General features: G+C 63.5%; 21 protein-coding genes. 7 read left to right on the forward strand and 14 right to left on the reverse strand.

All coding sequences use genetic code 11. The features are described from left to right. Positions 1-72: 72 nt before the first annotated feature. The 5 genes from ACN0X7_RS15835 to aspS all read right to left on the reverse strand — a co-directional run bounded on the left by ACN0X7_RS15835 (position 73) and on the right by aspS (position 5,715). Positions 73-486, reverse strand: a complete 414-nt coding sequence (locus ACN0X7_RS15835) for an EVE domain-containing protein (protein ID WP_417519008.1) — start codon at positions 484-486, stop codon at positions 73-75. Next, entirely contained in the window at positions 486-1,385 is a 900-nt protein-coding gene (mmsB, locus tag ACN0X7_RS15840) for a 3-hydroxyisobutyrate dehydrogenase (protein ID WP_417519010.1), read from the reverse strand. The genes ACN0X7_RS15835 and mmsB overlap by 1 nt, the downstream gene beginning before the upstream one ends. Before the next feature lie 39 nt (positions 1,386-1,424). Continuing rightward, positions 1,425-2,045, reverse strand: coding sequence for a pyridoxamine 5'-phosphate oxidase family protein (locus ACN0X7_RS15845; RefSeq protein ID WP_417519012.1), 621 nt, complete (start codon positions 2,043-2,045; stop codon positions 1,425-1,427). A gap of 23 nt (positions 2,046-2,068) precedes the next feature. Further along, positions 2,069-3,316 carry an MFS transporter gene (locus ACN0X7_RS15850; RefSeq protein WP_417519014.1) on the reverse strand — a complete coding sequence of 416 codons (1,248 nt, stop codon included), beginning with the start codon at positions 3,314-3,316 and terminating at the stop codon, positions 2,069-2,071. 605 nt (positions 3,317-3,921) lie between these two features. Then, positions 3,922-5,715 carry an aspartate--tRNA ligase gene (aspS, locus tag ACN0X7_RS15855; protein ID WP_417519016.1) on the reverse strand — a complete coding sequence of 598 codons (1,794 nt, stop codon included), beginning with the start codon at positions 5,713-5,715 and terminating at the stop codon, positions 3,922-3,924. Between the two features lie 23 nt (positions 5,716-5,738). Here aspS and rnd point away from each other — a divergent pair, with 23 nt between their 5' ends. The 3 genes from rnd (at position 5,739) to ACN0X7_RS15870 (ending at position 9,235) form a co-directional block, all read left to right on the forward strand. Then, the gene (rnd, locus tag ACN0X7_RS15860; RefSeq protein WP_417519018.1) at positions 5,739-7,004 is read left to right on the forward strand and encodes a ribonuclease D; all 1,266 of its coding nucleotides are present in this window, start codon (positions 5,739-5,741) and stop codon (positions 7,002-7,004) included. After that, positions 7,001-7,759, forward strand: coding sequence for a sulfite exporter TauE/SafE family protein (locus ACN0X7_RS15865; protein ID WP_417519020.1), 759 nt, complete (start codon positions 7,001-7,003; stop codon positions 7,757-7,759). Before rnd ends, ACN0X7_RS15865 begins: the two co-directional genes overlap by 4 nt. A 102-nt stretch (positions 7,760-7,861) precedes the next feature. Then, positions 7,862-9,235, forward strand: coding sequence for a cytochrome P450 (locus ACN0X7_RS15870; RefSeq protein ID WP_417519022.1), 1,374 nt, complete (start codon positions 7,862-7,864; stop codon positions 9,233-9,235). 12 nt (positions 9,236-9,247) lie between these two features. Here the strand turns inward: ACN0X7_RS15870 and ACN0X7_RS15875 are convergent, their stop codons facing one another. Continuing rightward, the gene (locus ACN0X7_RS15875) at positions 9,248-9,679 is read right to left on the reverse strand and encodes a GNAT family N-acetyltransferase (protein ID WP_417519025.1); all 432 of its coding nucleotides are present in this window, start codon (positions 9,677-9,679) and stop codon (positions 9,248-9,250) included. A gap of 293 nt (positions 9,680-9,972) precedes the next feature. Between ACN0X7_RS15875 and ACN0X7_RS15880 the strand changes: the two genes are divergently transcribed. Then, the gene (locus ACN0X7_RS15880) at positions 9,973-10,584 is read left to right on the forward strand and encodes a flavin reductase family protein (protein ID WP_417519027.1); all 612 of its coding nucleotides are present in this window, start codon (positions 9,973-9,975) and stop codon (positions 10,582-10,584) included. A gap of 12 nt (positions 10,585-10,596) precedes the next feature. Here ACN0X7_RS15880 and ACN0X7_RS15885 read toward each other — a convergent pair whose 3' ends face one another. The 3 genes from ACN0X7_RS15885 to motA all read right to left on the reverse strand — a co-directional run bounded on the left by ACN0X7_RS15885 (position 10,597) and on the right by motA (position 13,940). Further along, positions 10,597-11,940, reverse strand: a complete 1,344-nt coding sequence (locus ACN0X7_RS15885) for an ABC1 kinase family protein (protein ID WP_417519029.1) — start codon at positions 11,938-11,940, stop codon at positions 10,597-10,599. 95 nt (positions 11,941-12,035) lie between these two features. Next, entirely contained in the window at positions 12,036-13,070 is a 1,035-nt protein-coding gene (locus tag ACN0X7_RS15890; protein ID WP_417519031.1) for a flagellar motor protein MotB, read from the reverse strand. A 12-nt stretch (positions 13,071-13,082) separates the two neighbouring features. Next, on the reverse strand, positions 13,083-13,940 hold the full coding sequence (motA, locus tag ACN0X7_RS15895) for a flagellar motor stator protein MotA (protein WP_417519033.1): 858 nt from the start codon (positions 13,938-13,940) through the stop codon (positions 13,083-13,085). Positions 13,941-14,119: 179 nt separating this feature from the next. Here motA and ACN0X7_RS15900 point away from each other — a divergent pair, with 179 nt between their 5' ends. After that, a complete protein-coding gene (locus tag ACN0X7_RS15900; protein WP_417519035.1) occupies positions 14,120-14,605 on the forward strand; it encodes a flavin reductase family protein in 486 nt (161 codons plus the stop codon). Between the two features lie 13 nt (positions 14,606-14,618). On the opposite strand, the gene ACN0X7_RS15905 is transcribed toward ACN0X7_RS15900, so the two are convergent. From ACN0X7_RS15905 to leuA, 5 genes are all read right to left on the reverse strand, one after another. Beyond that, positions 14,619-15,629 carry a hypothetical protein gene (locus ACN0X7_RS15905; protein ID WP_417519037.1) on the reverse strand — a complete coding sequence of 337 codons (1,011 nt, stop codon included), beginning with the start codon at positions 15,627-15,629 and terminating at the stop codon, positions 14,619-14,621. Between the two features lie 98 nt (positions 15,630-15,727). Further along, a complete protein-coding gene (msrA, locus tag ACN0X7_RS15910) occupies positions 15,728-16,357 on the reverse strand; it encodes a peptide-methionine (S)-S-oxide reductase MsrA (RefSeq protein WP_417519039.1) in 630 nt (209 codons plus the stop codon). Between the two features lie 13 nt (positions 16,358-16,370). Continuing rightward, positions 16,371-17,276 carry a TauD/TfdA dioxygenase family protein gene (locus ACN0X7_RS15915; protein ID WP_417519041.1) on the reverse strand — a complete coding sequence of 302 codons (906 nt, stop codon included), beginning with the start codon at positions 17,274-17,276 and terminating at the stop codon, positions 16,371-16,373. Positions 17,277-17,517: 241 nt separating this feature from the next. Then, positions 17,518-19,209, reverse strand: coding sequence for an N-acyl-D-amino-acid deacylase family protein (locus ACN0X7_RS15920; protein WP_417519043.1), 1,692 nt, complete (start codon positions 19,207-19,209; stop codon positions 17,518-17,520). Between the two features lie 68 nt (positions 19,210-19,277). Further along, entirely contained in the window at positions 19,278-20,969 is a 1,692-nt protein-coding gene (gene leuA, locus ACN0X7_RS15925; protein WP_417519045.1) for a 2-isopropylmalate synthase, read from the reverse strand. 352 nt (positions 20,970-21,321) lie between these two features. On the opposite strand from leuA, the gene ACN0X7_RS15930 reads away from it, so the two are divergent. Both ACN0X7_RS15930 and pgi read left to right on the forward strand, forming a co-directional pair. Beyond that, positions 21,322-21,969, forward strand: a complete 648-nt coding sequence (locus ACN0X7_RS15930; RefSeq protein WP_417519047.1) for a TetR/AcrR family transcriptional regulator — start codon at positions 21,322-21,324, stop codon at positions 21,967-21,969. A 4-nt stretch (positions 21,970-21,973) separates the two neighbouring features. Beyond that, the gene (gene pgi / locus ACN0X7_RS15935) at positions 21,974-23,515 is read left to right on the forward strand and encodes a glucose-6-phosphate isomerase (protein ID WP_417519049.1); all 1,542 of its coding nucleotides are present in this window, start codon (positions 21,974-21,976) and stop codon (positions 23,513-23,515) included. The last annotated feature ends 13 nt before the right edge of the window (positions 23,516-23,528 follow it).

Raw genomic sequence — 23,528 nt, forward strand, 5'->3', positions numbered from 1 at the left:
CAGCCAGCATGTTGAATCAGAACCAGACTGATTTGGGAATCCTAAATCGATTCAATCAAATATGGGGACGCTCTAGAGCCCGCCCATCTCGCAGATGATATCCCAGGCGTCCTTCGGGATCGGCATCACCGACAGGCGCGACTGCTTGATCAGGGGCAGGTCGGCAAGGCGTTCCTCAGCCTTCACATCGGCCAGCGTGACCGGCTGCGGGAACGGCTTCACGGCCTTGACCGTGACCATGCCGAAGCGGCCCTTCTCGTCGGTCGGATCGGGGCGGTATTCCTCGATCACCTCGACGATGCCGACGATCTGTTTCTCGTTCACCGAATGATAGAAGAAGCCCAGGTCGCCGACCTTCATGGCCTTCATGTTGTTGGAGGCCTGATAGTTGCGGACGCCGTCCCAGCCTTCGCCTTCGTCGCCCTTCTTCACCTGATCGTCCCAGCCCCAGGTGTTCGGCTCCGATTTGAACAGCCAGTAGTTCATCAGCCGCCACTCTTTTCGCGGATCATGTTGATGATGCCGGAGAAGTCCATGGCACCCTTTTCCATGGCCTCGGCGTACTGGCTGTAGAGTTCCTGCGCCTCGCTGCCCATGTGGGTGGCCGTGCCGGTGTCGCTGGCCGCGGCCTGTGACAGGCGCAGGTCCTTCAGCATGTTCTCGGCGGTGAAGCCTGCCTGATAGTCGCGGTTGGCCGGGCTGGTCGGCACCGGACCCGGGACCGGGCAATAGGTGTTGATCGGCCAGCACATGCCGGACGAGGTCGATGCGATGTCGAAGAAGGTCTGGTGATCCAGCCCCAGCTTCTCGGCCAGCACAAAGGCCTCGCCGGCTGCGATCATGGTGATCCCAAGCACCATGTTGTTGCAGATCTTGGCCGCCTGACCGTTGCCGACGCCACCCGCATGCACGATCTTGCCGCCCATCACGTCCAGAATCGGTTTCACCTTCTCGAATGCCTGGTCGGTCGCACCGCACATGAAGGTCAGCGTGCCCGCCTCGGCACCGCCGACACCGCCCGAGACCGGCGCATCCACCATGGCCTTGCCCGCCTGGCGGGCGACCTCGGCGACTTCGCGCGCCGTCGCCACGTCGATGGTCGAGCAATCGATGAAGACGGTGCTGTCGTCGGAGCAGGCAATCAGCCCGTCCTCGCCCAGATAGACCGCGCGGACGTGGTCGCCCTTGGGCAGCATGGTGCAGACGAACTCGACGCCTGACGCTGCGGCGGTCGCGGAGTCCGCTGCCGTGCCGCCAGCTTCGACGACACGGGCTACCGCGTCCGCCGACAGGTCGAAGCACTTCACCTCGTGCCCCGCCTTGACGAGGTTGATGGCCATCGGCCCGCCCATGTTGCCGACACCGACAAATCCGATCTTCGCCATGCTTGCTCTCCCCGTGCAGCTTGTCTTCAGAATCTGTGGCTAATAAAGCCGATCCCGGTAGGCCTGCTCAAGCTGCTTCTCGGCTTCCGCCTCGTTTATCTGCTGATCCAGCTGGTCGGCGATCATGCGCGACAGGGACGGCAGCACCTTGCGGTCCACCTGCGCCTCCTCGTCCCAGATCTTCGAGCGGATGATGGATTTGGCGCAATGCAGGAAGGTCTGCTCGACATGGATGACGATGGCGCTGATGGGCAGCTTGCCCTTCACTTCCATCTGCGCGAGCAACTCGGGGTCGGTGGAAATCTCGGCCTTGCCGTTCACGCGCAAAGTCTCGCGCACGCCGGGGATCAGGAAGATGCAGGCCACGTCCGGGTTCTGCACGATGTTGATCAGCGTATCGATCCGGTTGTTGCCGGGCCGATCGGGGATCGCGATGGTGCTGTCGTCGATGACATGAACGAAACCCGCCGGATCGCCCTTCGGCGAGACATCGCCGCGTCCGTCGGCATCCGCGCTCGACAGGATCAGAAACGGCGACAGCGAGATGAAGTGCCTGCAATGCTTGTCCAGCTTGCCGATGGCCTTGGCCGCGGCACGCCCGCTGGCTTCGCCGTAGAGCGCGCGCAGACCCTCCTCGGTGGTGATGAGGTGCTCGGTCATGGGCGCTCCTTTCAGGGCCGGATTCAGGTGGCGGTGATCTTTCGCGCCCTGGGCAGGATCAGCGCCGACATCACGACACCGGCCGCCGCCGCGGACAGGATGAAGAACAGCGTCTCGAAGCCATAGGCATCGTGCACCGTGCCGATCAGCTTGGGCACCACGGCGGCGACCAGCAGGGCGATGACGAACTTCACCGCGAAGACATTGCTGCGCCAGGCCGACTTGGTGTGCCGGGTGACGATGGTGTCATGGATCGGGATCTCGCCGAAGACGACCATCATCATGATGATGCCAACGAAGATCGCGGGCAGGCCGGTCAGGGTCGCCATGACGGCGAAGGCGGGTACCTGCAGGAAGGCGACGATCAGCAGGATTGTGCGCGGGCTGTAGCGGTCCACCAGCCGCCCCACGACGATCTGCGCAAAGCTGGCGATGGCGAAGACCGCGCCGGTGATCAGACCGATGCTCTTCAGATCCGTGGTAACCGCGATCAGCCGTTCCTCGAACAGTTTCGGCAGGGCGAAGCTGACGGTGTGGAAGACGATACCGCCGAACAGGATGGTCAGGATCAGCGCGATGGCGACGCGGATCAGTACGCTCCATTCCAACTCGGACTGGTCGGGGTCGATGATCGGCTTCTTCGCGGCGGCGGGCATCCGGGCCTCGTTGCGCACGAACAGGATATAGGCGATGCCGAACAGGACGGCGATGCAGCCCGGCAGGATGAAGGCGGCGCGCCAGCCCGACAGTTCCACCAGAATGCCGGTTGCCAGCGGGGCGACGGCAATGCCCATGTTGCCCCAGACACCGTTGATGCCCAGCGCCAGGCCGACCTTCTGCTTGCCGTGCACCACCATGGCAATGCCGACAGGATGATAGATCGCGGCGAACATGCCGATCAGGAACAGGGCCAGCATCATCTGGTTGGCGCTGTCGGCGAAGCCCATGGCGATGGCCGACAGGCCGATGCCGATGAAGAAGACCGACATCATGCCCTCGCGCGACCACTTGCCGGCCAGCCAGCCCGCAGGCAGGGAAAACGCGCCGAAGGCGACGAAGGCTGGCGTGGCCAGTTCGGCCAGCTGCCCGTAGGTCATGCCGTCCATGCCCACCAGCGCAATCGCGGCGGTGGCGAAGATCAGCATGAACATGTGATCGAACAGATGCCCGATGTTCAGAAAGAAGAACCCGACCCGCGCCCGCGCCCGGTCCGATCGGTCGCTCGCCCGGTCTTCCGCCGTCTCCGCCGACGATGTCGCAATATCAGCCATGGAGTCAGATATACCGCAGTCCGGCGACGGCTGCCATGCCATCTCGGCAGGTGACCGATTACTTATTCTCGGGGTCGGCTCAGCCGGATCGTCGCCGCGCGTGGCGGTTTGTTGAGACATCATCGCACACTCTCTCGCGTTCCGGGATCCCCGTACAGGGCGGGGACAGGCCCGATCTCGACCTCGGCGGATAGTGAAACCTGTCACGGTTTGTGCCGATGCAGGCGCTGTGCGTGATGGTTTGTGGAGAGGCCATCATACACTCCTCCGCGTTCCGAGATCCCCGCACGGGGCGGGGACAGGCTCGATCCCGGAACCCAGCGGATGGCGAAACATGTCGCAGTTTGTGCCGATGTAGACGCCGCACTGGGCAGCGGGATCAAGTCCCGCTGCGCGTGATGGTTTGTGGAGAGGCCATCATACACTCTCCCCCGTTCCGGGACTCGATCCCGGAACCTAGCGGGCGGTGAAGCCTGTCACGGTTTGCGCAGGTGGGAACGCCGCACCGGGCAGCCTGGCAGCGGAGTGTGGGGTAAACTTTGATCAAGCCCCGCTGCGCGGGGTGGTTTCACGTTGCCGCGTGCATCGATGCCCTGCCGCTCGTGTCAGACCTGCTTCTTCTCGGGCTCGGGCAACACCGTGCGGATGTGCAGTTCGCGCAACTGTCGTGGCGTGGCTTCGGCGGGGGCGCCCATCAGCAGGTCTTCGGCCTGCTGGTTCATCGGGAAGGCGACGATCTCGCGCAGGTTCGGCTCGTCCAGGATCAGCATGACGATGCGGTCGACACCGGGGGCGATGCCGCCATGGGGCGGCGCGCCGTAGCGCAGCGCGTTCAGCATGCCGGAGAAATCCTTCTCCACCTGCTCGGCCTCATAACCCGCGATCTCGAACGCCTTCAGCATGATGTCCGGGCGGTGGTTCCGGATGGCGCCCGAGGACAGTTCCACGCCGTTGCAGACCACGTCGTACTGGTAGGCCTTGATCTGAAGCGGGTCCATGGTCTCCAGCGCTTCCATGCCGCCCTGGGGCATGGAGAATGGATTGTGCGAGAATTCGACCTTTTTCTCGTCCTCGTCCCATTCATACATCGGGAAATCGACGATCCAGCAGAATTTGAACTGTTCGCGCTCCAGCAGTTCCAGCTGGTCGCCGACGCGCACCCGCGCCTTGCCGGCCAGATTGGCGGCACCGGCGGCCTTATTGCAGGCGAAGAACACGGCGTCGCCGTCAGACAGCCCGCAGTCGGACTTGATCTGAGCCACCCGGTCGTCGTCCAGGTTCTTGGCGATGGGGCCGCGCGGCCCGTCCTCGCCGAAGATGATGTAGCCCAGGCCGCCAGCGCCTTCCGCACGCGCCCAGTCGTTCATCTGGTCGTAGAAGCGGCGCGGCTGGGATGCGGCACCGGGGGCCGGTATCGCGCGCACGACTGCACCGTTGGCCACGGACTTGGCAAACAGGCCGAAGCCGCTGTCGCGGAAGCTTTCGGTCACGTCACAGATGTCCATGGCTTCCGGCAGACGCAGGTCCGGCTTGTCGGTGCCGTACTTCAGCATGGCATCGGCGAAGGGGATGCGCGGGAAGGGTTTGGTGGTCACGGGCCAGTCGCTGAAGGCTTCGAACGTGCCGGTCAGCACGGGCTCGATGGCCTGGAAGACGTCCTCCTGCTCGACGAAGCTCATTTCGATGTCGAGCTGATAGAACTCGCCGGGGCTGCGGTCGGCGCGGGCATCCTCGTCGCGGAAGCAGGGTGCGATCTGGAAATAGCGGTCGAAGCCCGAGATCATCAGCAATTGCTTGAACTGCTGCGGCGCCTGCGGCAGGGCGTAGAACTTGCCGGGATGCATGCGGCTGGGCACCAGAAAGTCGCGCGCGCCTTCGGGGCTGGAGGCCGTCAGGATCGGCGTCTGGAATTCCATGAAGCCGCCCTCGGTCATGCGGCGGCGGATGTCTGCGATGATCTTCGCGCGCATGGTGATGTTGCGGTGCATGCGCTGCCGGCGCAGGTCCAGGAAACGGTAGGTCAGGCGGATGTCTTCGGGATATTCCTGATCGCCGAACACGGGCATCGGCAGGTCGCCGGTCGCGTTCTGCACGTCGATGCGCTCGATCCGGACCTCGATCTCGCCGGTCGGCAGATCCGGGTTGATCGCTTCGGCATCACGGGCCACGACCCGGCCCGTCACCGTGATCACGCTTTCGGAACGTGCGCCGTCCAGTTCGGCGAAACCGGCCTCGCCCGTCTCGACCACGCACTGGGTCAGCCCGTAATGGTCGCGCAGGTCCACGAACAGCAGGTTGCCGTGGTCGCGCTTGCGATGCACCCAGCCCGACAGGCGGACGGTTTCGTTCTCGTGTTCGCGGCGCAGTTCGCCGCAGGTATGGCTGCGATAGGCGTGCATGGGTCTGACCAGTTCGGGAAGGAATGAGTTACTGCATCGGGTCTCTGCGGCGGAACGAACATCTGCCGCCCTGCCTTGTCAAGATCAAGACTGCCGTGCCGGTGAATCTGTGCTATCTGCGGCAGATGCAGATTATCACCGAAACCGAAGAACTGGCGGCCTATGTCGCGTCGCTGGCCGGACAGCCCTATGTGGCCATCGATACTGAATTCCTGCGCGAAAGCACCTACTGGCCGCTGCTGTGCCTGGTACAGCTTGCGGGCCCCGAGGACGAAGGTGTCATCGTCGATCCGCTGGCCAAGGGCAATGACCTGAAACCGCTCTACGACCTGCTGTACGACCCGTCGATCGTGAAGGTCTTCCACGCGGCGCGTCAGGACATCGAAATCTTCGTGCACGAAGGCGGCGAGGTGCCCCTGCCGCTGTTCGATACGCAGGTGGCGGCGATGGTCATGGGCTTTGGCGAACAGATCGCCTATGACGCGCTGGTCCAGAAGCTGGCGGGCGAACATATCGACAAGTCCAGCCGCTTCACCGACTGGTCGCGCCGCCCGCTGACCGACAAGCAGCTTTCCTATGCGTTGTCCGATGTCACGCACCTCAGGACGGTCTACGCGCGCATGCTGGATGAACTGGAACAGTCCGGGCGGACCGAATGGGTGCAGGGCGAGATGGATGTGCTGGCCGAGCGCGGCACCTATATCGTCGAACCGGAAGACGCCTGGAAACGCCTGAAGACGCGCACCAACAAGCCACGCTTTCTGGCCATGGTTCAGGCGCTGGCCGCCTGGCGCGAAACCGAGGCAAAGAAACGGAACCTGCCGCGCAACCGGGTGATCCGCGACGAATCGCTGATGGAAATCGCGTCCGATCCGCCCAAGAGCCTCGATCAGCTGGCGAAGGTGCGGGGTTTCAATCGCAAGATGGCGGATGGCCCGTTCGGTTCGGCGATCCTGAAGCTTTCCGAGGACGTGCTGTCGCAGCCGAAGGAAAGCTGGCCGAAACTGCCGAGGCAGATGCCGCCCGATCCGGCGCTGGCACCCATCGTTGAACTGCTGAAGGTTCTGCTGAAGCGGAAATGCGCTCAGCACAATGTGGCGCAGAAATTGGTCTGCCCCTCCGCCGATTTGGAAAAGATCGCGGCGGCAGACGATGCCGACGTTCCCGCCTTGCAGGGCTGGCGACGCGCGGTCTTCGGCGATGCCGCGCTTGATCTGAAGGCGGGACGGATCGGCCTGGCCATCCGGGACGGTGAAGTCGTCGAGATCGCGCCCGACACGACGGCATGAACGAACTGGCCGTCCAGGCCGACGCGCTGCTGACGCAACAGACACTGATCCTCGCCATTATCGCCCTCGCAACGGGTCTGGTGCGCGGGTTTGCCGGCTTCGGTGCGGCGATGGTCTTCGTGCCGCTGGCCAGCATCTTCGTTGCGCCGCAGACGGCGGTGATCACGCTGTGGCTGATGGATTTCGTGATCGTGCTGCCGCTGACAGTCACGGGTTTCCGCAACTGCAACTGGTCGGAGATCCGACCCCTGTTCGCGGGCGCGGTGATCGGCGTCCCGCTTGGGGTGTGGACACTGGCCACGACGCCGGAAGAACCGCTGAAATGGATCATTTCGATCCTGGTGCTCGGGGCCGTCGTCGGTCTGGCAAGCGGATACAGGCGCAGGAAACCCATGCCGGTGCCCGGCATCGTGGCCGTCGGCACGGCAGCAGGCATGGGCAGCGGCATCGCCGGCCTTTCGGGCCCGCCGGTCATCGTCTTCTGGGCCGGCAGCGAGACCACGCCGGCACAGATGCGCATGAACATCTTCGCCTTCTTCGGACTGACGGGGATGATGGCAGGTGCCATGCATCTCTGGTTCGGTCTGTTCACGCCGGAACGGCTGTTGCTGGCGGCGCTGCTGGCACCCGCCTACGCGCTGGCGATCTGGTCGGGCAGCAAGGCGTTCGGCTTCGCATCGGAGCGGGCCTTCCGCATCTTTGCCCTCAGCCTGTGCACCGCGGCGGCCATCATGGTGATGCCGGTCTGGTCGTGACACGCCGGTTGCCGGATTCGCAGGTTTCCCTTTGCGTCACGACATGTAACTGACTATCGTTCACTTAACCAAAATGACCCATCACTTCGGGGAGTCGAAATCATGGCTGTGATTGATCAGGAACTGGAATCCAATGGTGGATACCCGCGTGCCGGGTCCGAGGATCTGGCGCATCTGCCGGGCAATCCGCCGAAGATTCCGCTGCTCGGCACGATCCGCTTCATCAAGGACCCGCTGGGCACCACGATGAAGGCGCATGCCGACTACGGCAATGTCTACAAGTCGAAGACCTTCATGCAGTGGTCGGTGTCCATGCTGGGGCCGGACGCGCTGGAGATGGTGCTGATGGACCGGGAGAAGAATTTCTCCTCGCGTGCCGGATGGCACCACATGCTCAGCCGTCTGTTCTCCGACGGGTTGATGCTGCGTGACTTCGACGATCACCGCGCCCATCGCAAGGTGATGCAGGTCGCCTTCAAGCCCGGACCGATGAAGGACTATCTGCTGCGCATGAACGGCGGCATCGAACAGCGTCTGGATGCGTGGGGGAAGACGCCCGAGTTCAAGTTCTATCCGCAGATCAAGCAGCTGACCCTCGACATGGGGGCAAGCGTCTTTCTGGGCATCGATGCCGGGCCAGAGGCACAGAAGATCAATCAGGCGTTCGTGGACGAAGTGGCGGCCTCCATCGCGGTCATCCGCAAGCCGGTGCGCGGTTTCGCCATGCACAGGGGCGTCGAGGCCCGCAAGTTCCTGAACGGGCTGTTCGCCGACCTGATCGTCGAACGCCGGGCGGCGGGGGAGCAGGGCGAGGACATGTTCAGCCAGCTCTGCTACGCCGAATCCGACGAAGGCCAGATGCTGACCGATCAGGAAATCATCGATCACATGAACTTCCTGCTGATGGCCGCCCATGACACGACCACCAGTTCGCTGACCACCATGATGTGGGCGCTGGCCGCGCATCCGGAGTGGCAGGAGCGCCTGCGCAAGGAGATCACGGAAATCGGCGGCGCGCATTTGTCCTATGAAGACATCGCGAAGATGGAAAACGCCGAACGCGTCTTCAAGGAAGCGCTGCGGATGATTCCGCCGGTGCCCTTCATCCCGCGCCGTGTGGTGCGCGACTTCGAATTCGAGGGCAAGGTGATTCCGGCCGGATCGAACGTCTCTGTCAGCCCGGGCTACGTGCACATGATGCCGGAACTCTGGACCGATCCGGCGAAGTTCGATCCCGACCGCTTCAGCCCCAACCGCGCGGAAGACCGCAACCACAAGTTCGCCTGGGCGCCCTTCGGCGGCGGGGCGCACAAGTGCCTCGGCATCCACTTCGCCTACATGCAGGTGAAGGCCTTTGCCTTCCAGTTCCTGCAGCGCTTCCGCATCAGCCTGGAACCGGGCTACGAGCCGCAGTGGGCACGCATTCCGATTCCGAAGCCGCTGGACGGCCTGCCGGTGAAGATCGAGAAGCTGTAGCGGAGCCGCAGATCAGGTGCCGGGTGAGACCAGCCCGGTCGCCCTGCGTCCGGCCTCGGTCAGCGGCTTCATCTGGACCCGCTCGTCCGGTTCGCCGTCGATGCTGAGGTCCTGGCCTCTTGCGGGTGTGAACCCGTATTGCAGGTAGAGTTTCGGATCGCCGATCAGGACAACCAGATCCAGTCCCGCATCCTCGACAAGCCTGAGGCTCTGGTTGACCAGCGCCTTGGCCGCGCCGCGCCCCCGGTATGACGGCGCGACGGCGAGCGGACCGAGCAGCAGGGCCTTCACGCCGGCGACGGAACAGGGCCAGTACTGGATGGCCCCGATCATCAGGTCGCCGTCCCATGCGGCCAGGCCGTAGGTTTCAGCCTCCGCCACATCGTCGCGGAACCGGTAGGCGATCTTGGCGTGACGGTCGGGTCCGAATGACACGTCAAGCAAGGCGGGAAGTTCAGCCCGAGCGGCTGCGTCGAGGTGGGAAATGGTGAACATGGCGAAGGCTCTCGAATCGGGACGTTTGGCAGGCAGGTGTATCGTGCTGTCCGGCGGAGCCTGCGTCTGCGGCAGGCGTCCGGGCAGTGTCAGCTGCGTCGTCGTCGTATGATCCGTTGTCCATCCATGCTGCCATCTAACCGAAGCAATATCCGCGCGCAAAGCCTTTTCTGATTGCGTGATTGATCGGCGGGGCCTGCCGCCATAGGTTCTGGCTCAATATTTCTCCGGGGAAAACACACATGTATTATCGCGCCGACGAGCATCACGGTCTCAAGCACAATCCTTTCAAGGCGCTGGTCGCGCCGCGTCCCATCGGCTGGATCTCGACCCGCGATGCCGAAGGTCAGGTGAACCTCGCGCCCTTCAGCTACTTCAACGCCATCACCGATTTTCCGCCGACGGTCGTGTTCGGCTGCAACGGCGCACATCCGCAGGGCGGCATGAAGCACACGGTGGACAACGTGCGCGAAGCCGGGGAGTTCGTGGTCAACATGGTGACCTGGGATCTGAAGGATCACATGAACAAGACCGCCGCGCATCTGCCGCGCAACGAGAGCGAGTTCAAGGCAGCGGGCCTGACGCCGGTGGACTGCGAGATCGTGAAGGCACCGCGCGTGAAGGAATCGCCGGTCAATCTGGAATGCAGGCTGATCCAGGTCATCCAGTTGAAGTCATCCAACCCGAAGGTCATCAACAACATGGTCGTCGGCGAGGTCGTCGGGGTGCATATCGACGAACGGATCATCAAGGACGGGATGATCGATATCGCCTCCTACCAGCCGGTCGCGCGCCTGGGATACATGGACTATGCGGTGATCAACGAAACCTTCTCGATGGACCGGCCCGACTGATCAGACGGCATCTCAGGGCAGCGGCACACCGGCTTCGTTGAACGCCTGCTTCTGCCGCTCCGCCATCGTGTCGGCGTCGAAGTCCTCGATCATCTCGTGGAACATCCGGTACCAGTTGATCTCTGACTTCAGGTGCAGGAAGACACCACCGAGCCCGATGGCTGCGCGGTCCATGAAGACGAACTCACGGGGCGGGGTCACGCCGCCGCGTTCCTTCAGTTCGCGATGCACGCGTTCGGCCACGTCCTTGCCGTAGACGCCGTCGTCGCCGAACTCCTGGATCCGCCGGGGCCGGTCTTCCAGCAGGGGGGCGTAGACGAAGGCCGCCCAGAGATTCAACGTGTCGATGACCTCGTTGTTCAGGCCCTCGAACCCCCAGCTTTCGTAGGCGTGCACCGCCAGTTCCCGATCATCGTCGCGAATCGCGCGATAGAGGTCGATCACGCTTCCCACGAAAGTCGGCCTGAACGAACGGATGCAGCCATAATCCAGCAGGTTGATCGTCAGATCGTCGCGCACCGTGTAGTTGCCCAGATGCGGGTCGCCGTGGATCACGCCATAACCGTAGAACGGCACATACCAGGCCCGGAACATGTTGGTGGCCAGCGTGTTGCGCTCCTCGATGGGGGCGTCCTTCCAGTCGAGCAGGCGCTTGCCGTCCAGCCAGTTCATGGTCAGCAGCCGGTCGGTGGACAGATCGGGATAGACCTCGGGCACGTGCACGCCCGGCTCATCGGCCAGCATCAGGCGGTAGAGCGCCATGTGCTTCGCTTCCAGCCTGTAGTCCAGTTCCTCGCGCAGGCGGTCGCCGATCTCGGCATGGATGTTCGATGTGTCGATGGATTTGTCGTAGCGGCGATAGATGGAGAAGATCAGCTTGAGCTGTCTCAGGTCCGCGTCGACGGCCGATTTCATGTCCGGGTACTGCAGCTTGCAGGCGAGCCGGTTGCCGTCATGATCGGTCGCGCGGTGGACCTGACCCAGCGATGCCGCCGAGGCCGCCTCGCGATCGAAACTGTCGAACTTCCTGCGCCACGCCGGGCCGAGTTCGGACATCATCCGGCGCTTCACGAAAGCCGGGCCCATAGACGGGGCGTCGGCCTGAAGCTGCGCCAGTTCCTGGGCGTATTCCTTGGGCAGGGCCTCGGGGATCGTCGAAAGGATCTGCGCGACTTTCATCAGTGGTCCCTTCAGGCCGCCGAGTGCCGCCCGCAGGTCGCGCGCGTGATCGTCGCGATCGATCTTCACGCCCAGATAACGTTCGCCCGCCATCTTGGCCGCGAGTCCGCCCATTGAGCGCCCGACGCGCGCATAGCGCATCATCTGGGTGCCGAGGCCGTTTTCGCTGTCTGCCATGTTCTTTGCCACTTTCTGATCGGTACACCGTCAATGTGGTGCGTTCCGCATCGGATTTAACCGTGGCCAGGTTACGTTCGGGCCCGCCGGACAGATCAGCGCCCGCGGTCTTCCGGTTCCTCGACTTTCAGGCCGAGGCCTTTCAGCGCGTCGATCGGCTGCTGCTTCTGTGCCAGTCCCGCCTGGCGCATCAGCACGATGGCCACGCGCCGGTTGGCATCGGCATAGGGATTTTCGGTGACCAGAAGCTCCTGTGCCGCCTTGCCGGTGACCTGATCGATCCGCGTCTCGGGGACGCCCAGGTTGAGCAGGGCGCGGCGGCTGGCGTTGGCGCGGTCTGCGCTGAGCTCCCAGTTACCGTATCCATTGGTGGACCGGAACGGTGTGGCGTCCGTGTGGCCGGTGATCTTGATCTGGTTCGGCAGGCGTCCGATCACGTCGGAGACCAGCGTCAGGATCTGCTGCGTGTGGCCTTCCAGATCGGGGCTGCCCTTCTCGAACATGGACCGACCGTCCGAATCCACCAACTGGATGCGCAGTCCTTCCTCGGTCATGTCGACCATCAGGTTCTTGGCGAGCTCCTGAATTTCCGGCGGTGCCTCGTTGATGGCTTCCTCGATGGCGTCCATCGCCTCGTTGAAGGCTTCCTGTTCGCGACGGGCGAGCGCCTCGGCGATATCTTCCTCGTTGGGCTTGCCCTGGCGGCCTTCCTCGCGCTCGGTCGTGTCGGAGGCATTGTCGGAGATGCCTTCCTCGTCGACCTCGTCGCCGGCGGGATCGAACTTCTTGCCGTCCTCGTGGTTCTCTTCCTCGTCCTCGATGTCGCCGATCGAGACGACCACCGTCGGCAGTCCGGCGTCGGAAATCCGCGCACCGTCGCGCACCATCGTCTGCCCGCCCATGGCACCGCCCGAGCCGGACGTCTGCTGCGAGACGGCGGCCGGCGAGAAATAGTCGCCCAGTCCGGCGCGCTGTTCGTCGGTTGTCACGTTCAGCAGCCAGAGCAGCAGGAAGAAGGCCATCATCGCCGTTACGAAGTCGGCATAGGCGACCTTCCAGGCACCACCGTGATGGCCGTGGCCACCCTTGATGACCTTCTTGACGATGATGGGTTGTTCATTGCCTGCCATGACGGGAGCCGATCAGACCTTCGGTGCGTTTTCGACAGCCTCTTCCAGCTCCTTGAAGCTGGGGCGTTCGTGGCTGTAGAGGGTCTTGCGGGCAAATTCGACGGCGACCGCCGGGGCGTAGCCGTTCAGATAGGCCAGCATGCCGGCCTTCATGCACTGATAGTACTTGGTCTCGGCTTCCGCGTAGGCTTCCAGGCTCTTGCCCATCGGACCGACGAAGCCGTAGGCGAGAAAGATGCCCAGGAACGTGCCCACCAGCGCCGCCGCGATCTTGCCGCCCAGCACCTCGGGCGGCTCCGAGATGTACTGCATGGTGATGATGACGCCCAGCACGGCGGCGACGATGCCGAAGGCGGGCAGGCCGTCGCCGACCGTCGTGACCGCAGAGGAGATCGCATGCTGCTCGTGGTGATGGGTTTCGATGTCCTCGTCCATCAGGGCTTCCATCTCGTGGCTGTTCTCAGTGCCCATGGTCATCAGACGCAGGTAATCGCAGATGAATTCGACGGCGTGATGGTCTTTCATGAAATTCGGGAAGGCCGAGAAGATCGAACTCTTCTCCGGGTCTTCGATATGCGCTTCCAGTGCCAGCATCCCCTTGGCCTTGGCCAGCTTGAAGATCGTGTACTGCAGCGTCAGCAGTTCCTCATAGGCGTCCTTGTTGTAGGGTTTGCCCTTCAGGATCTTCTTGATCGACCCGAGGACGCCGAAGATCACGGTCTTCGGATTCGAGATGATGAACGCGCCCAGGGCAGAGCCGCAGATGATCACGACCTCCAGCGGCTGGATCAGGACTGCGAACGAGCCGTGAGGCAGATACCCGCCCAGCACTGAGCCGATCACGACCACGACGCCGATAATGAAGAACATTGGGTCACCCGAGAGGATTGGATTTCAACTGACCCGACTTTGCCACCTCTACAGTTAAGAACGCGTTAGCGATAAGAGCGGTCCGGCACGAGGCAACGGAATGGCCCGCAGCGATTCCCAAACGGTCCGTGACGTTCTAGAGTCGGGCCGAACGATCAGAGGGCGAGGGATTCGGGGTATTGGACCAACGGGAACTGCGTGATGTCTTCGGCTGTTTCGCGACAGGCATCACCATCATCACCACGCGTGAGGCAGACGGCACACCGGTCGGCCTGACGGCGAACTCCTTCAGTTCGGTGTCGCTCGATCCGCCGCTGATCCTGTTCAACCTGGAACGCGGGGCGAATTGCGCGTCGGCGTTCGTCGAGGGCGGAGCCTTCACGGTGAACATCCTGCGTCACGACCAGCAGGCGCAGTCGAACCATTTCGCCTCCAAGATCGAGGACAAGTTCGCCAGTGACGAATTTGTCTGGTCTGACGGCAAGAACGGCTGTCCGCGCCTCGTCCAGGCGCTGGCAAACCTGGAATGCGTCTGCACGTCCATGCATGATGGCGGCGACCATATCATCATCATCGGTCGCGTGACGGACACGAGCCGGAAGAAGTCCGGCGCGCCGCTGCTCTATTTCAAGGGTGGATATGCCGGACTGGAAGGTGAGTGGTAGGCCACAAAGGTCTCTAGTCGAGCAGTTTCTCGACCGCCTTTTTCGCTTCCTCCGGCAGTCCCTTCGTGATCGATGTGAACAGCAGGTCCGAAAGCTTCAGCCATGTCGGCGGGTTCGCGGCGATGCCGATCTCGAAGTGGAATTCGACCAAGCCGGATCCGGGCCGCTGCGATCCGCCGGGCGTGCCAAGTGCCGGGAAAACCGACCAGGGTCTGCTGTATCCTTCCGCACGCGGGGCGGGAGACAGGCCGCCCGTCCCGGGCAGACCCTTGTCCAGTCTGAAACTCACAAGCTCGAACTTCGGCTGCGGTCGGCGCTCGGAGTAGCGTTCGTGGGTGACGAAGTGCGCGGTGCGCACCGTTACCACGACCGCATGGGATCTTTCGGTGCCGCGTTCCGGGCGGAAGCCGTTGAGGTCGAGCCACAAGGGCCGGTACTTCAGGGCGACCGGCGTTTCCGATCCCAGCCGGTGGAGCGGTACTGCTTCCGGATCGACCGAACCGCCTGCGAGGTAACCCGCTTCCAGCACCAGAACCGGCGCGCCTTTGTCGTCGGCGAAGATCAGGCAGTCGCGTGCCGGCGCGTGGCCGGTCTTCATCCGTGACGCTGCGGCGGTGGCCGGTAAATCGAGCAGCCGCACGAGCTTGGTCTGTCTGGTGTACCTGCCGATCTCGTCTTTCAGGGCCTTGTCGATCTGTCCCAGGCCCAGTTTCACCGCCTGCGCCGCCGCGCCGGCCGCGATCAGGGGTAGCGATTCAGGTTGCGGCCCCGCGGGCTGCGTGCAGTGGGCGGCGATCTCGTCGAACCCGACCTCGACCGGTCCGTCCTTGCCGCTTGCCCCGGTTGCGAGCGTCGCGCTGGCGATGCCGCCGTCATCCGACGTGCCGGCGGCGGAGGAGGCGGCGGCCGAACCGGCTGTCTCGAACACGGCGTCCGGGATCAGGGTGCAGGCACCAAGGCCGGCTGCCAGCATGATGCCGCAAAGCAGCTTCAATCCACGGCCAGGAAACACCACACGACCCATAACACTGTCCCCCACTGAATGTGGCTCCAGTCTGGGATGCGGCCTGGCAAAGCGCAATGTGAAGATCGGAGCGTCCGACAGGCATCGACGCCGCCGGTTCAGCCCCGGGTCTTCTCCGGATAGAGCTTGTAGAGCTTCTGGACCTTCGGCGCGGCGAGATGCGCGATATAGGGCTGGGTCGGATTCCGCGCAGCATAGTTCTGGTGATACTCCTCGCCGTCGTAGAAGGTTTCCAGCTTTTCCAGCTTCGTCGCGATCCGGTCGTCGAAAACGCCCGCGTCATCGATCTGCGCGATATAGGCTTCGGCGACCTTCTTCTGGTCGTCATTGGCGTAGAAGATCGAGGACCGGTACTGCGGGCCGATGTCATTGCCCTGCCGGTCGATCTGGGTCGGATCGTGCGCCACCGAAAAGAAGATCTTCAGCAGCATGCCGAAACTGATCTTCTCCGGATCGTAGCTGACCTTGACAACCTCGGCGTGGCCCGTCCGTCCGCTGCAGACCGAACGGTAGTCCGCCGTTTCCGCCGTCCCGCCCGCATATCCGCTGACCACCGAGTGGACGCCGTCCAGCTCCAGATAGACGGCCTCGACGCACCAGAAGCAGCCGCCGGCCAGCACGGCCTCGCCGCTGTCCCTGGCGGGATCGATGTCGGTTTCGGGATCCGGGAAGCTGCCGGAGACCAGCCCGAAGGCCCCATCGTCGCGTTTCGATCCGAACAGTCCCATGATTCAGTCCTTCCTATGCTGCGATCTCCGGCAGGGGGAGCCCGGCCATCTCGACCGAATTCGCCGGCTCGCCGACCGTCGCTCTTTGTACGTCGCGCTTGTATCTCAGATCATCAAATGGCGTGCCGCGGTGCATGGTGCAACGGTTGTCCCACATCACGAGGTCGTTCACCCGCCAGCGGTGGGTATAGACGAACTGCCGCTGCGTCGCGTGCGCGATCAGGCGGTCGATCAGCGCACGTGCCGCCTCGTCCTCCATTCCGACGATCTTGAGGGCGTGCGAGGCGAGGTAGAGGTTCTTCCGGCCCGTCTCCGGGATGGTCCGCACCAGGACCTGCGGGACCGGCGGCATCTGCTGGATTTCTTCCTCGGTGAAGCGATCGTAACCCATGCGCATGCGCGAATAACGAATGCAGTGCTCCGCGATCAGCCCGTCGATCTGTTCTTTCGTGGCGTCGTCCAGCGCGGCGTAGGCCGCGCGTTCATCCGCGAATTCTGTCATGCCGCCCGCCGGCGGGATCTCGCGCGCGTACAGCAGGCTGGCCCGGCCCGGCACGAACTTGAACGAACTGTCGGTGTGCAACAGCCGGTTGCCGTGCTGGAACTGGCGCAGGCGGCTGTCTTCATCCAGGATCCTGTTGCCTTCGCCCAGATTGGAAACGTCAGCAAGCTCCAGCGGGATGCGCATCTTCACATCCTTGCGGTACTTGCCGATAGAGGTTTCCAGCGGACCGAAGTGTTTCGCGAAGTCGATATGCTGTTCCTGGGTCAGTTTCTGGTCGGGAAAGACCAGAACAGCATAAGTCCAGAAGGCCTGCTTGACCGCCTCGACGGTCGCGTCATCAAGCGCCTGCGACAGATCCAGATCGACGACCTCGGCGGCAAAGCCGTCCGTGACCGGCCAGATGTTCAGTTCCATGTTCTCATCCTCCCGCCCGATATTAGATCACAGGAAGGCGTCGAGGCGAAGTCGGAGGTGATATGTCTCGTGCGGTGGACGCTCTTGACCCGATCCCCGCGCACCCTGCGGGTGACGGGGATGACACACGAGAGAAAACAGTGTCATCCTTGATGGCGCAGCCACTCGGGGATCGAGTGCAGGAAATGCGCGAGTCTTGCCATTCGAGGGCCAAAGGAGGCCGTGTGTTGAACGGTGAGTGTTACCCCCGCATCAGGCCGCCGGGGCGGGCGCCGGTCAGTTCGCCGTTGGCGACGGTTTCCTGCCCGGCCTTGAAGGTGTGCCGATAACCGTTGGCGCGCTGGATCAGGCGCCGCCCGCCGGCGGGCAGGTCGTAGACGACCTCCGGCATGGTCACCGACAGGTTCTGGAAGTCGATCACGTTCAGATCGGCCTTCATGCCCGTCTCGATGGTGCCGCGGTCGGTGATGCCATAGGCGCGGGCGGTATCGCGGGTCTGCTTCTTGACCAGATAGGGCAGGGGGATCTTCTCGCCCCGCACGCGGTCCCGGCCCCACAGCGTCAGCAAGGTGGTCGGGGCGGAGGAATCGCAGATCAGTCCCACATGCGCGCCGCCATCGGCGACGCCCGCGACCGTGTGTTCGTCGGTCATCAGGGTGCGCACGACTTCCAGATCGCCGTGATAGTAGTTCTCGAACGGGTAGAGCATGATCGCCTTGCCGTCCTGCGACAGCATCAGGTCCAGTGCGACCTCCCATTTGTCGCGACCTTCGCGTTTGGCGCGGTTGCCGACGGAATTCTCGGGTCTCGGTTCGTAGTTCAGCGGGTATTCCAGCGGATGCGCCTTGTCGAGCGCGAAGTCCATCCACTTGGCGTGACCGCCCTGCGGTTTCTCATCCAGCATCTGCTGGCGCAGTTCCGGGTTGTTCTTCAGCCGCTGGTAGCGCTCGGCCGGTGTCAGGTCGGCCATGTCTTTCCAGGTCTTGTGGCTCAGGAACGGATGCACCGACGTCTCCAGCCCCATCAGGATGCCGATGGGGCGGGTGCCGACCTGTCCGTTCGCCCGGATGCCCGCTGCGTTGGCGGCATGAATGCCCTTCAGCGTGTCCTTCCAGCGGTCGGGCGCATTGTCGACCTGGATCAGCAGCACCGACAGCGGGCGTCCCGCGCGTTCGGCGGCGGCGCGCAGAATGTCGAAGTCACCTTCCTCGAAGTCCGAATTGACCTGCAGCACGCCCTTGCCCGCGCGGCGCATGGCGTCGGCCATGCCGAACAGTTCGGCTTCGCGCGCCGTCAGCGACGGGGTGAAGCGCCCGTCGGCGGCCTTGTGCTTGATGGTGCGGGAGGTGGTGAAGCCCATGGCACCGGCCTGCAGCGCTTCCTCCAGGATGGTGCCCATCTTGGCGATCTCGTCCTCGGTCGGCAGCGACTGATAGTCCGCGCCCTTGTCGCCCATCACATAGTATCGCAGCGCCGCGTGCGGCACCTGGCAGCCGATATCCATGGTGCGCGGGGTCTCCGCCAGCACGTCCATGAATTCGGGGAAGCTCTCCCAGCGGAAGTCGATGCCTTCGGACAAGACGATTTCGGGAATGTCCTCGACGCCTTCCATCAGGTTGATCAGATAGGGTTCGGACCCCGGCTTCACCGGCGCGAAGCCCACGCCGCAGTTGCCGAAGACCGTCGTCGTCACACCATGCCAGGCGGAAGGCGTCAGATCGCCGTCCCAGGTGGCCTGTCCGTCATAATGCGTGTGGATGTCGACCCAGCCCGGCGTGACCAGCGCGCCGCCCGCGTCGACTTCTCGTTTGCCGGGACCGACCTTGCCGCCGACCTCGACGATGATGCCGTCCCTGACACCGACATCGCCCGTGTAGGCGTCGGCACCCGTGCCATCGATGATGCTGCCGCCGCGAATGACCAGATCGTGCATGACGTCGCGCTCCCCTGAAAATATTGCCTCAAGAGATACACGCGACGTCAGCCGATGTGCAACTGCTGTTACCGAATGGCGGCCAGCCGGTTCACGGCGGACACGATGGCCCGCAGCGAGGCCGTGGTGGTGTTCTCGTTGATGCCGACGCCAAAGCGCTGTTCGCCGTGCCTGTTCGCCAGCCGGATGAAGCACACGGCCCGCGTGCGCGACCCGCCCGCGCTGGCATGGATGGCATGCTCGCGATAGTCGGTCAGGTTGGCCTGAATGCCGAACGCATCCTTCATGCCCTGGAAGAAAGCGCTTATCGGTCCGTTGCCCTCGCCCGAAACGGTGGTGATCTCGCCGTCGCGGCTCACCTCGGCAGTTACGGAAGAAGTTCCGTCTTCGGACCCCTGGGTGACCTTGTAGCTGACCAGATCGAACGGGCTGGTGGTGTCGAGATAGGTCTCCTCGAAGCATTCCCAGATGGTCTCGGGCATGATCTCCTTGCCGGTGCGGTCCGCGATCTTCTGCACGACCTGGCTGAACTCGACCTGCAGCAGGCGCGGCAGTTCGATGCCGTACTCGCTTTCCATCACATAGGCGGTGCCGCCCTTGCCGGACTGGCTGTTCACGCGAATGATGCCTTCATAGGCGCGTCCCACATCCTGCGGATCGATCGGCAGGTAGGGCACTTCCCAGAGGCCCTCGTTGGACGAGCGCACGGCGGTCATGCCCTTCTTGATCGCGTCCTGATGCGAGCCGGAAAACGCCGTGTAGGCCAGTTCGCCCGCGTAGGGGTGACGCTGGTGCACCGGCAACTGGTTGCAGGCCTCGGCGACCGCGATGGATTCGGTGATGTTGGAGAAGTCGAGATCCGGATCCACGCCCTGGGTGAACATGTTCAGCGCCAGCGTCACCAGATCGACATTGCCCGTCCGCTCGCCATTGCCGAACAGCGTGCCTTCGATGCGGTCCGCACCGGCCATCACGCCAAGCTCGGTCGCCGCCACCGCCGTGCCGCGGTCATTGTGCGGATGCAGGCTGAGAATGACCGAGTCCCGGTCCTTCAGGTTGGTGTGCATCCACTCGATCTGGTCGGCGTAATAGTTGGGTGACGCCATCTCGACCGTTGCGGGCAGATTGATGATGATCGGGTTCTCCGGCGTCGGTTCGAACACGTCCATCACCGCGTGGCACACGTCGCGCGCGTAGGGCAGTTCGGTCCCGGTGAAGCTCTCCGGGCTGTACTCGATGCGGACGTTGCTGCCTTCCAGCGTCGGGATCAGGTCCTTGATCAGCTTCGCGGCATCCACCGCGATCTGCGTGATGCCGTCCTTTTCGAGGCCGAACACCACGCGCCGCTGGACCGTCGAGGTCGAGTTGTAGAAGTGGATGATGACGTTCTTCGCACCCTTCACCGCCTCGAACGTGCGGCGGATCAGTTCCTCGCGCGCCTGGACCAGCACCTGAATGGTCACATCGTCGGGGATCATGTTGTTGTCGATGATGTGGCGGACGAAGTCGAAGTCCGTGTCCGAGGCGGCAGGAAAGCCGACCTCGATCTCCTTGAAGCCGACGGCAAGCAGATGCCGGAAGAAGCGCGTCTTCTTATCGCCGTTCATCGGTTCGATCAGGGCCTGGTTGCCGTCGCGCAGGTCGACAGAGCACCAGATCGGGGCCTTGTCGATGGTTCTGGTCGGCCAGCTTCGGTTCGGCAGATCGATCTGCGGAAAGGCCTGATATTTGTGAAGATTGGGCATGGTCGGCATGGTCATCGTCTCCAGAGACGTAGAATCTTGTGTGAGGCGTCGAAGCCGCGGCTGTTTTGCGGATTTGAGGCGCATTGTGCAAGCGCTTCGAATGGGACAGGAAAGGCGGCCGCTCAATCAGATGAATTGACAGGGCCTCGACGCACGCGGGGGCTTTACCCGACTCTACCTGAGAGCCGGGCTGCCTAGGACGTTGCCTAGCAGGATATGCCGAGCGGCGTAAATCATCGACCTAAAGCTAGCTTCGCCGCCTGAGACCGTCAATCGAAAACGGGCTGGGTTTCGTCATCAACGCTTGTGAGCGGTGGGGGCGGCAGATATGAAATTCCTATTCACTTCCTGCTACAGGGTGGTCGCGGTGAGCGTACAAGACAATGGTGAAACCGGCGTCCTGCCGGCGAAACAGGCCCGCAGTCAGAAGCGCAAGCGCGTCATTCTGGATGCGGCGCATCGCCTGCTGGAGACGCGTGGCTATGCCGAACTGAAGATGGAAGACATCGCCGATGCCGCGGACAGCTCCATCGGCACGCTCTATCAACGGTTCAGCAACAAGGAAGGTCTGCTGGATGCGTTGCTGAAGGAGCGTCAGCAGGAACTTGCGGCGATCATCGCCGGCGAACTGACGCCGGAAAAGCTGACGGGCGGGCGCAAGGCCGCCATTCGCCGGCTGGTCCAGCTGATCTTGGAATTCGCGTTGGAAAACCAGGGATTCATGCGGGCGATCGCCTACAGGCAACTGGGCGACCCCGACGGCATTCCGCCCCTGCGCGAGACGGCGCGGAAGGCCGTTGCCGCGACATGGGATGCCATCGCAACCTCCGACCCGAGCTGTGACAGCGAGCAGGTGCGGCTGCGCTTCCTGTTCGGGTTTCAGCTTGTCATCGGCACGATCAACAACGCGGTGCTCAACCGCCCCGGTCCGGTGCTGATCGATGATCCGCGCATGATCGATGTACTGACCGACACCATCGACCGATTGATCCTGGCGGACGACCTGCCATTGTAGGCCGATGGATCTGACCGAAAGCTGGGACGCCGTTGCCGCAGAAGCGGAACGATTGAAGCCGGTTCATCTGCGGACCTTGCGAGAGCGTGATCCCGGCCGTTTTCGATTGCTGGCGTTTCACCTGGACGACCTGACCCTCGATTTTTCCAACGAGAAGCTGGATGCCGCCGCCTTGCGAAGCCTGCTGACGCTGGCCAGGTCGGCGAACATCGAAGCACGGCGGGCAGCGCTGTTCGAGGGGCAGGCTGTCAATGTGACCGAGGGCCGGGCCGCGCTGCACATGGCCCTGCGTGACGGTGCGTCCGCGCCCGCCGGAGATGACGTTGCCGGTGCGCGTGACCGGTTTCTCGACCACGCCGAGCGGGTCCGATCCGGACCCGTCACCGATGTCGTCAACATCGGGATCGGCGGTTCGGATCTGGGGCCTGCCATGGCGGCGCAGGCCCTGATGCCGGATGTGGACGGTCCCCGCCTGCATTTTGTCGCCAACGTCGACGGCGCGGCCTTCGCCGACTGCGTGCGCGACCTGCGCCCCGAGACGACGCTTGTGCTTGTCGCATCCAAGACCTTCACGACACAGGAAACCATGGCGAACGCCGAACTGGCCCGCCGTTGGCTGGGCGATGGTGCGACCGCCCGCATGGCCGCCATATCCGGCAACATCGCCGGCTGTGCCGCATTCGGCATTCCGCCCGAGCGGGTTTTCGGTTTCTGGGACTGGGTCGGGGGGCGCTACTCGGTCTGGTCGGCGATCGGCCTGTCGCTGGCGATCGGTGTCGGAGCGGAGAAGTTTCGCGCTTTCCTGTCCGGCGCGGCGGCGATGGACAATCATTTCCGCACGGCACCGCTGGAAGCGAACCTGCCGGTCCTGTTCGCGCTGATCGGGGTCTGGCGGCGGAATGCCATGGGCTGGCCGGCAACGGCACTTGTCCCCTACGACCAGCGGCTGGCGCGGTTCCCCGCCTACATCCAGCAGCTTGAGATGGAATCCAACGGCAAGCGAATGGGGGCGGACGGTCACCCCGTCGCCCGTGCGACCGCGCCGGTCGTCTGGGGCGAACCCGGCAGCAACGCACAGCATTCGTTCTTCCAGTTCCTGCATCAGGGCACCGACGTCGTGCCTGTCGATTTCATCGTGTCGGCCCGTCCGCGAGGCACTGACGCCGCGCATCACGACCTGCTGCTGGCCAACTGCCTGGCGCAGGCCGAAGCGCTGGCCGTCGGCAGAACGGCGGATGAAGTCCGTGCGCAGTACATCGATCCGGCGCTGGTGCCGCACCGGACCTTTCCCGGTGACCGGCCATCGACCCTGATCCTGCATCGCATGCTGACGCCCTACGCGCTGGGGCGGCTGATCGCCCTGTACGAGCACAAGACGTTCGTCCAGAGCGTGTTGTGGGGCACCAATGCCTTCGATCAGTGGGGTGTCGAACTCGGCAAGTCGCTGGCGCAGGTGAAGCTGGCCCAGTTGAAGGATGCTGAAGCAGGCGGCGGGCTGTCGGACGCGGATGATCTGATGGCCCGTCTGACCCGGTTGCGCGGCTGAAAAACCCACACCC

The sequence above is a fragment of the Minwuia sp. genome (assembly GCF_048263705.1).
Classification (GTDB): Bacteria; Pseudomonadota; Alphaproteobacteria; order Minwuiales; family Minwuiaceae; genus Minwuia.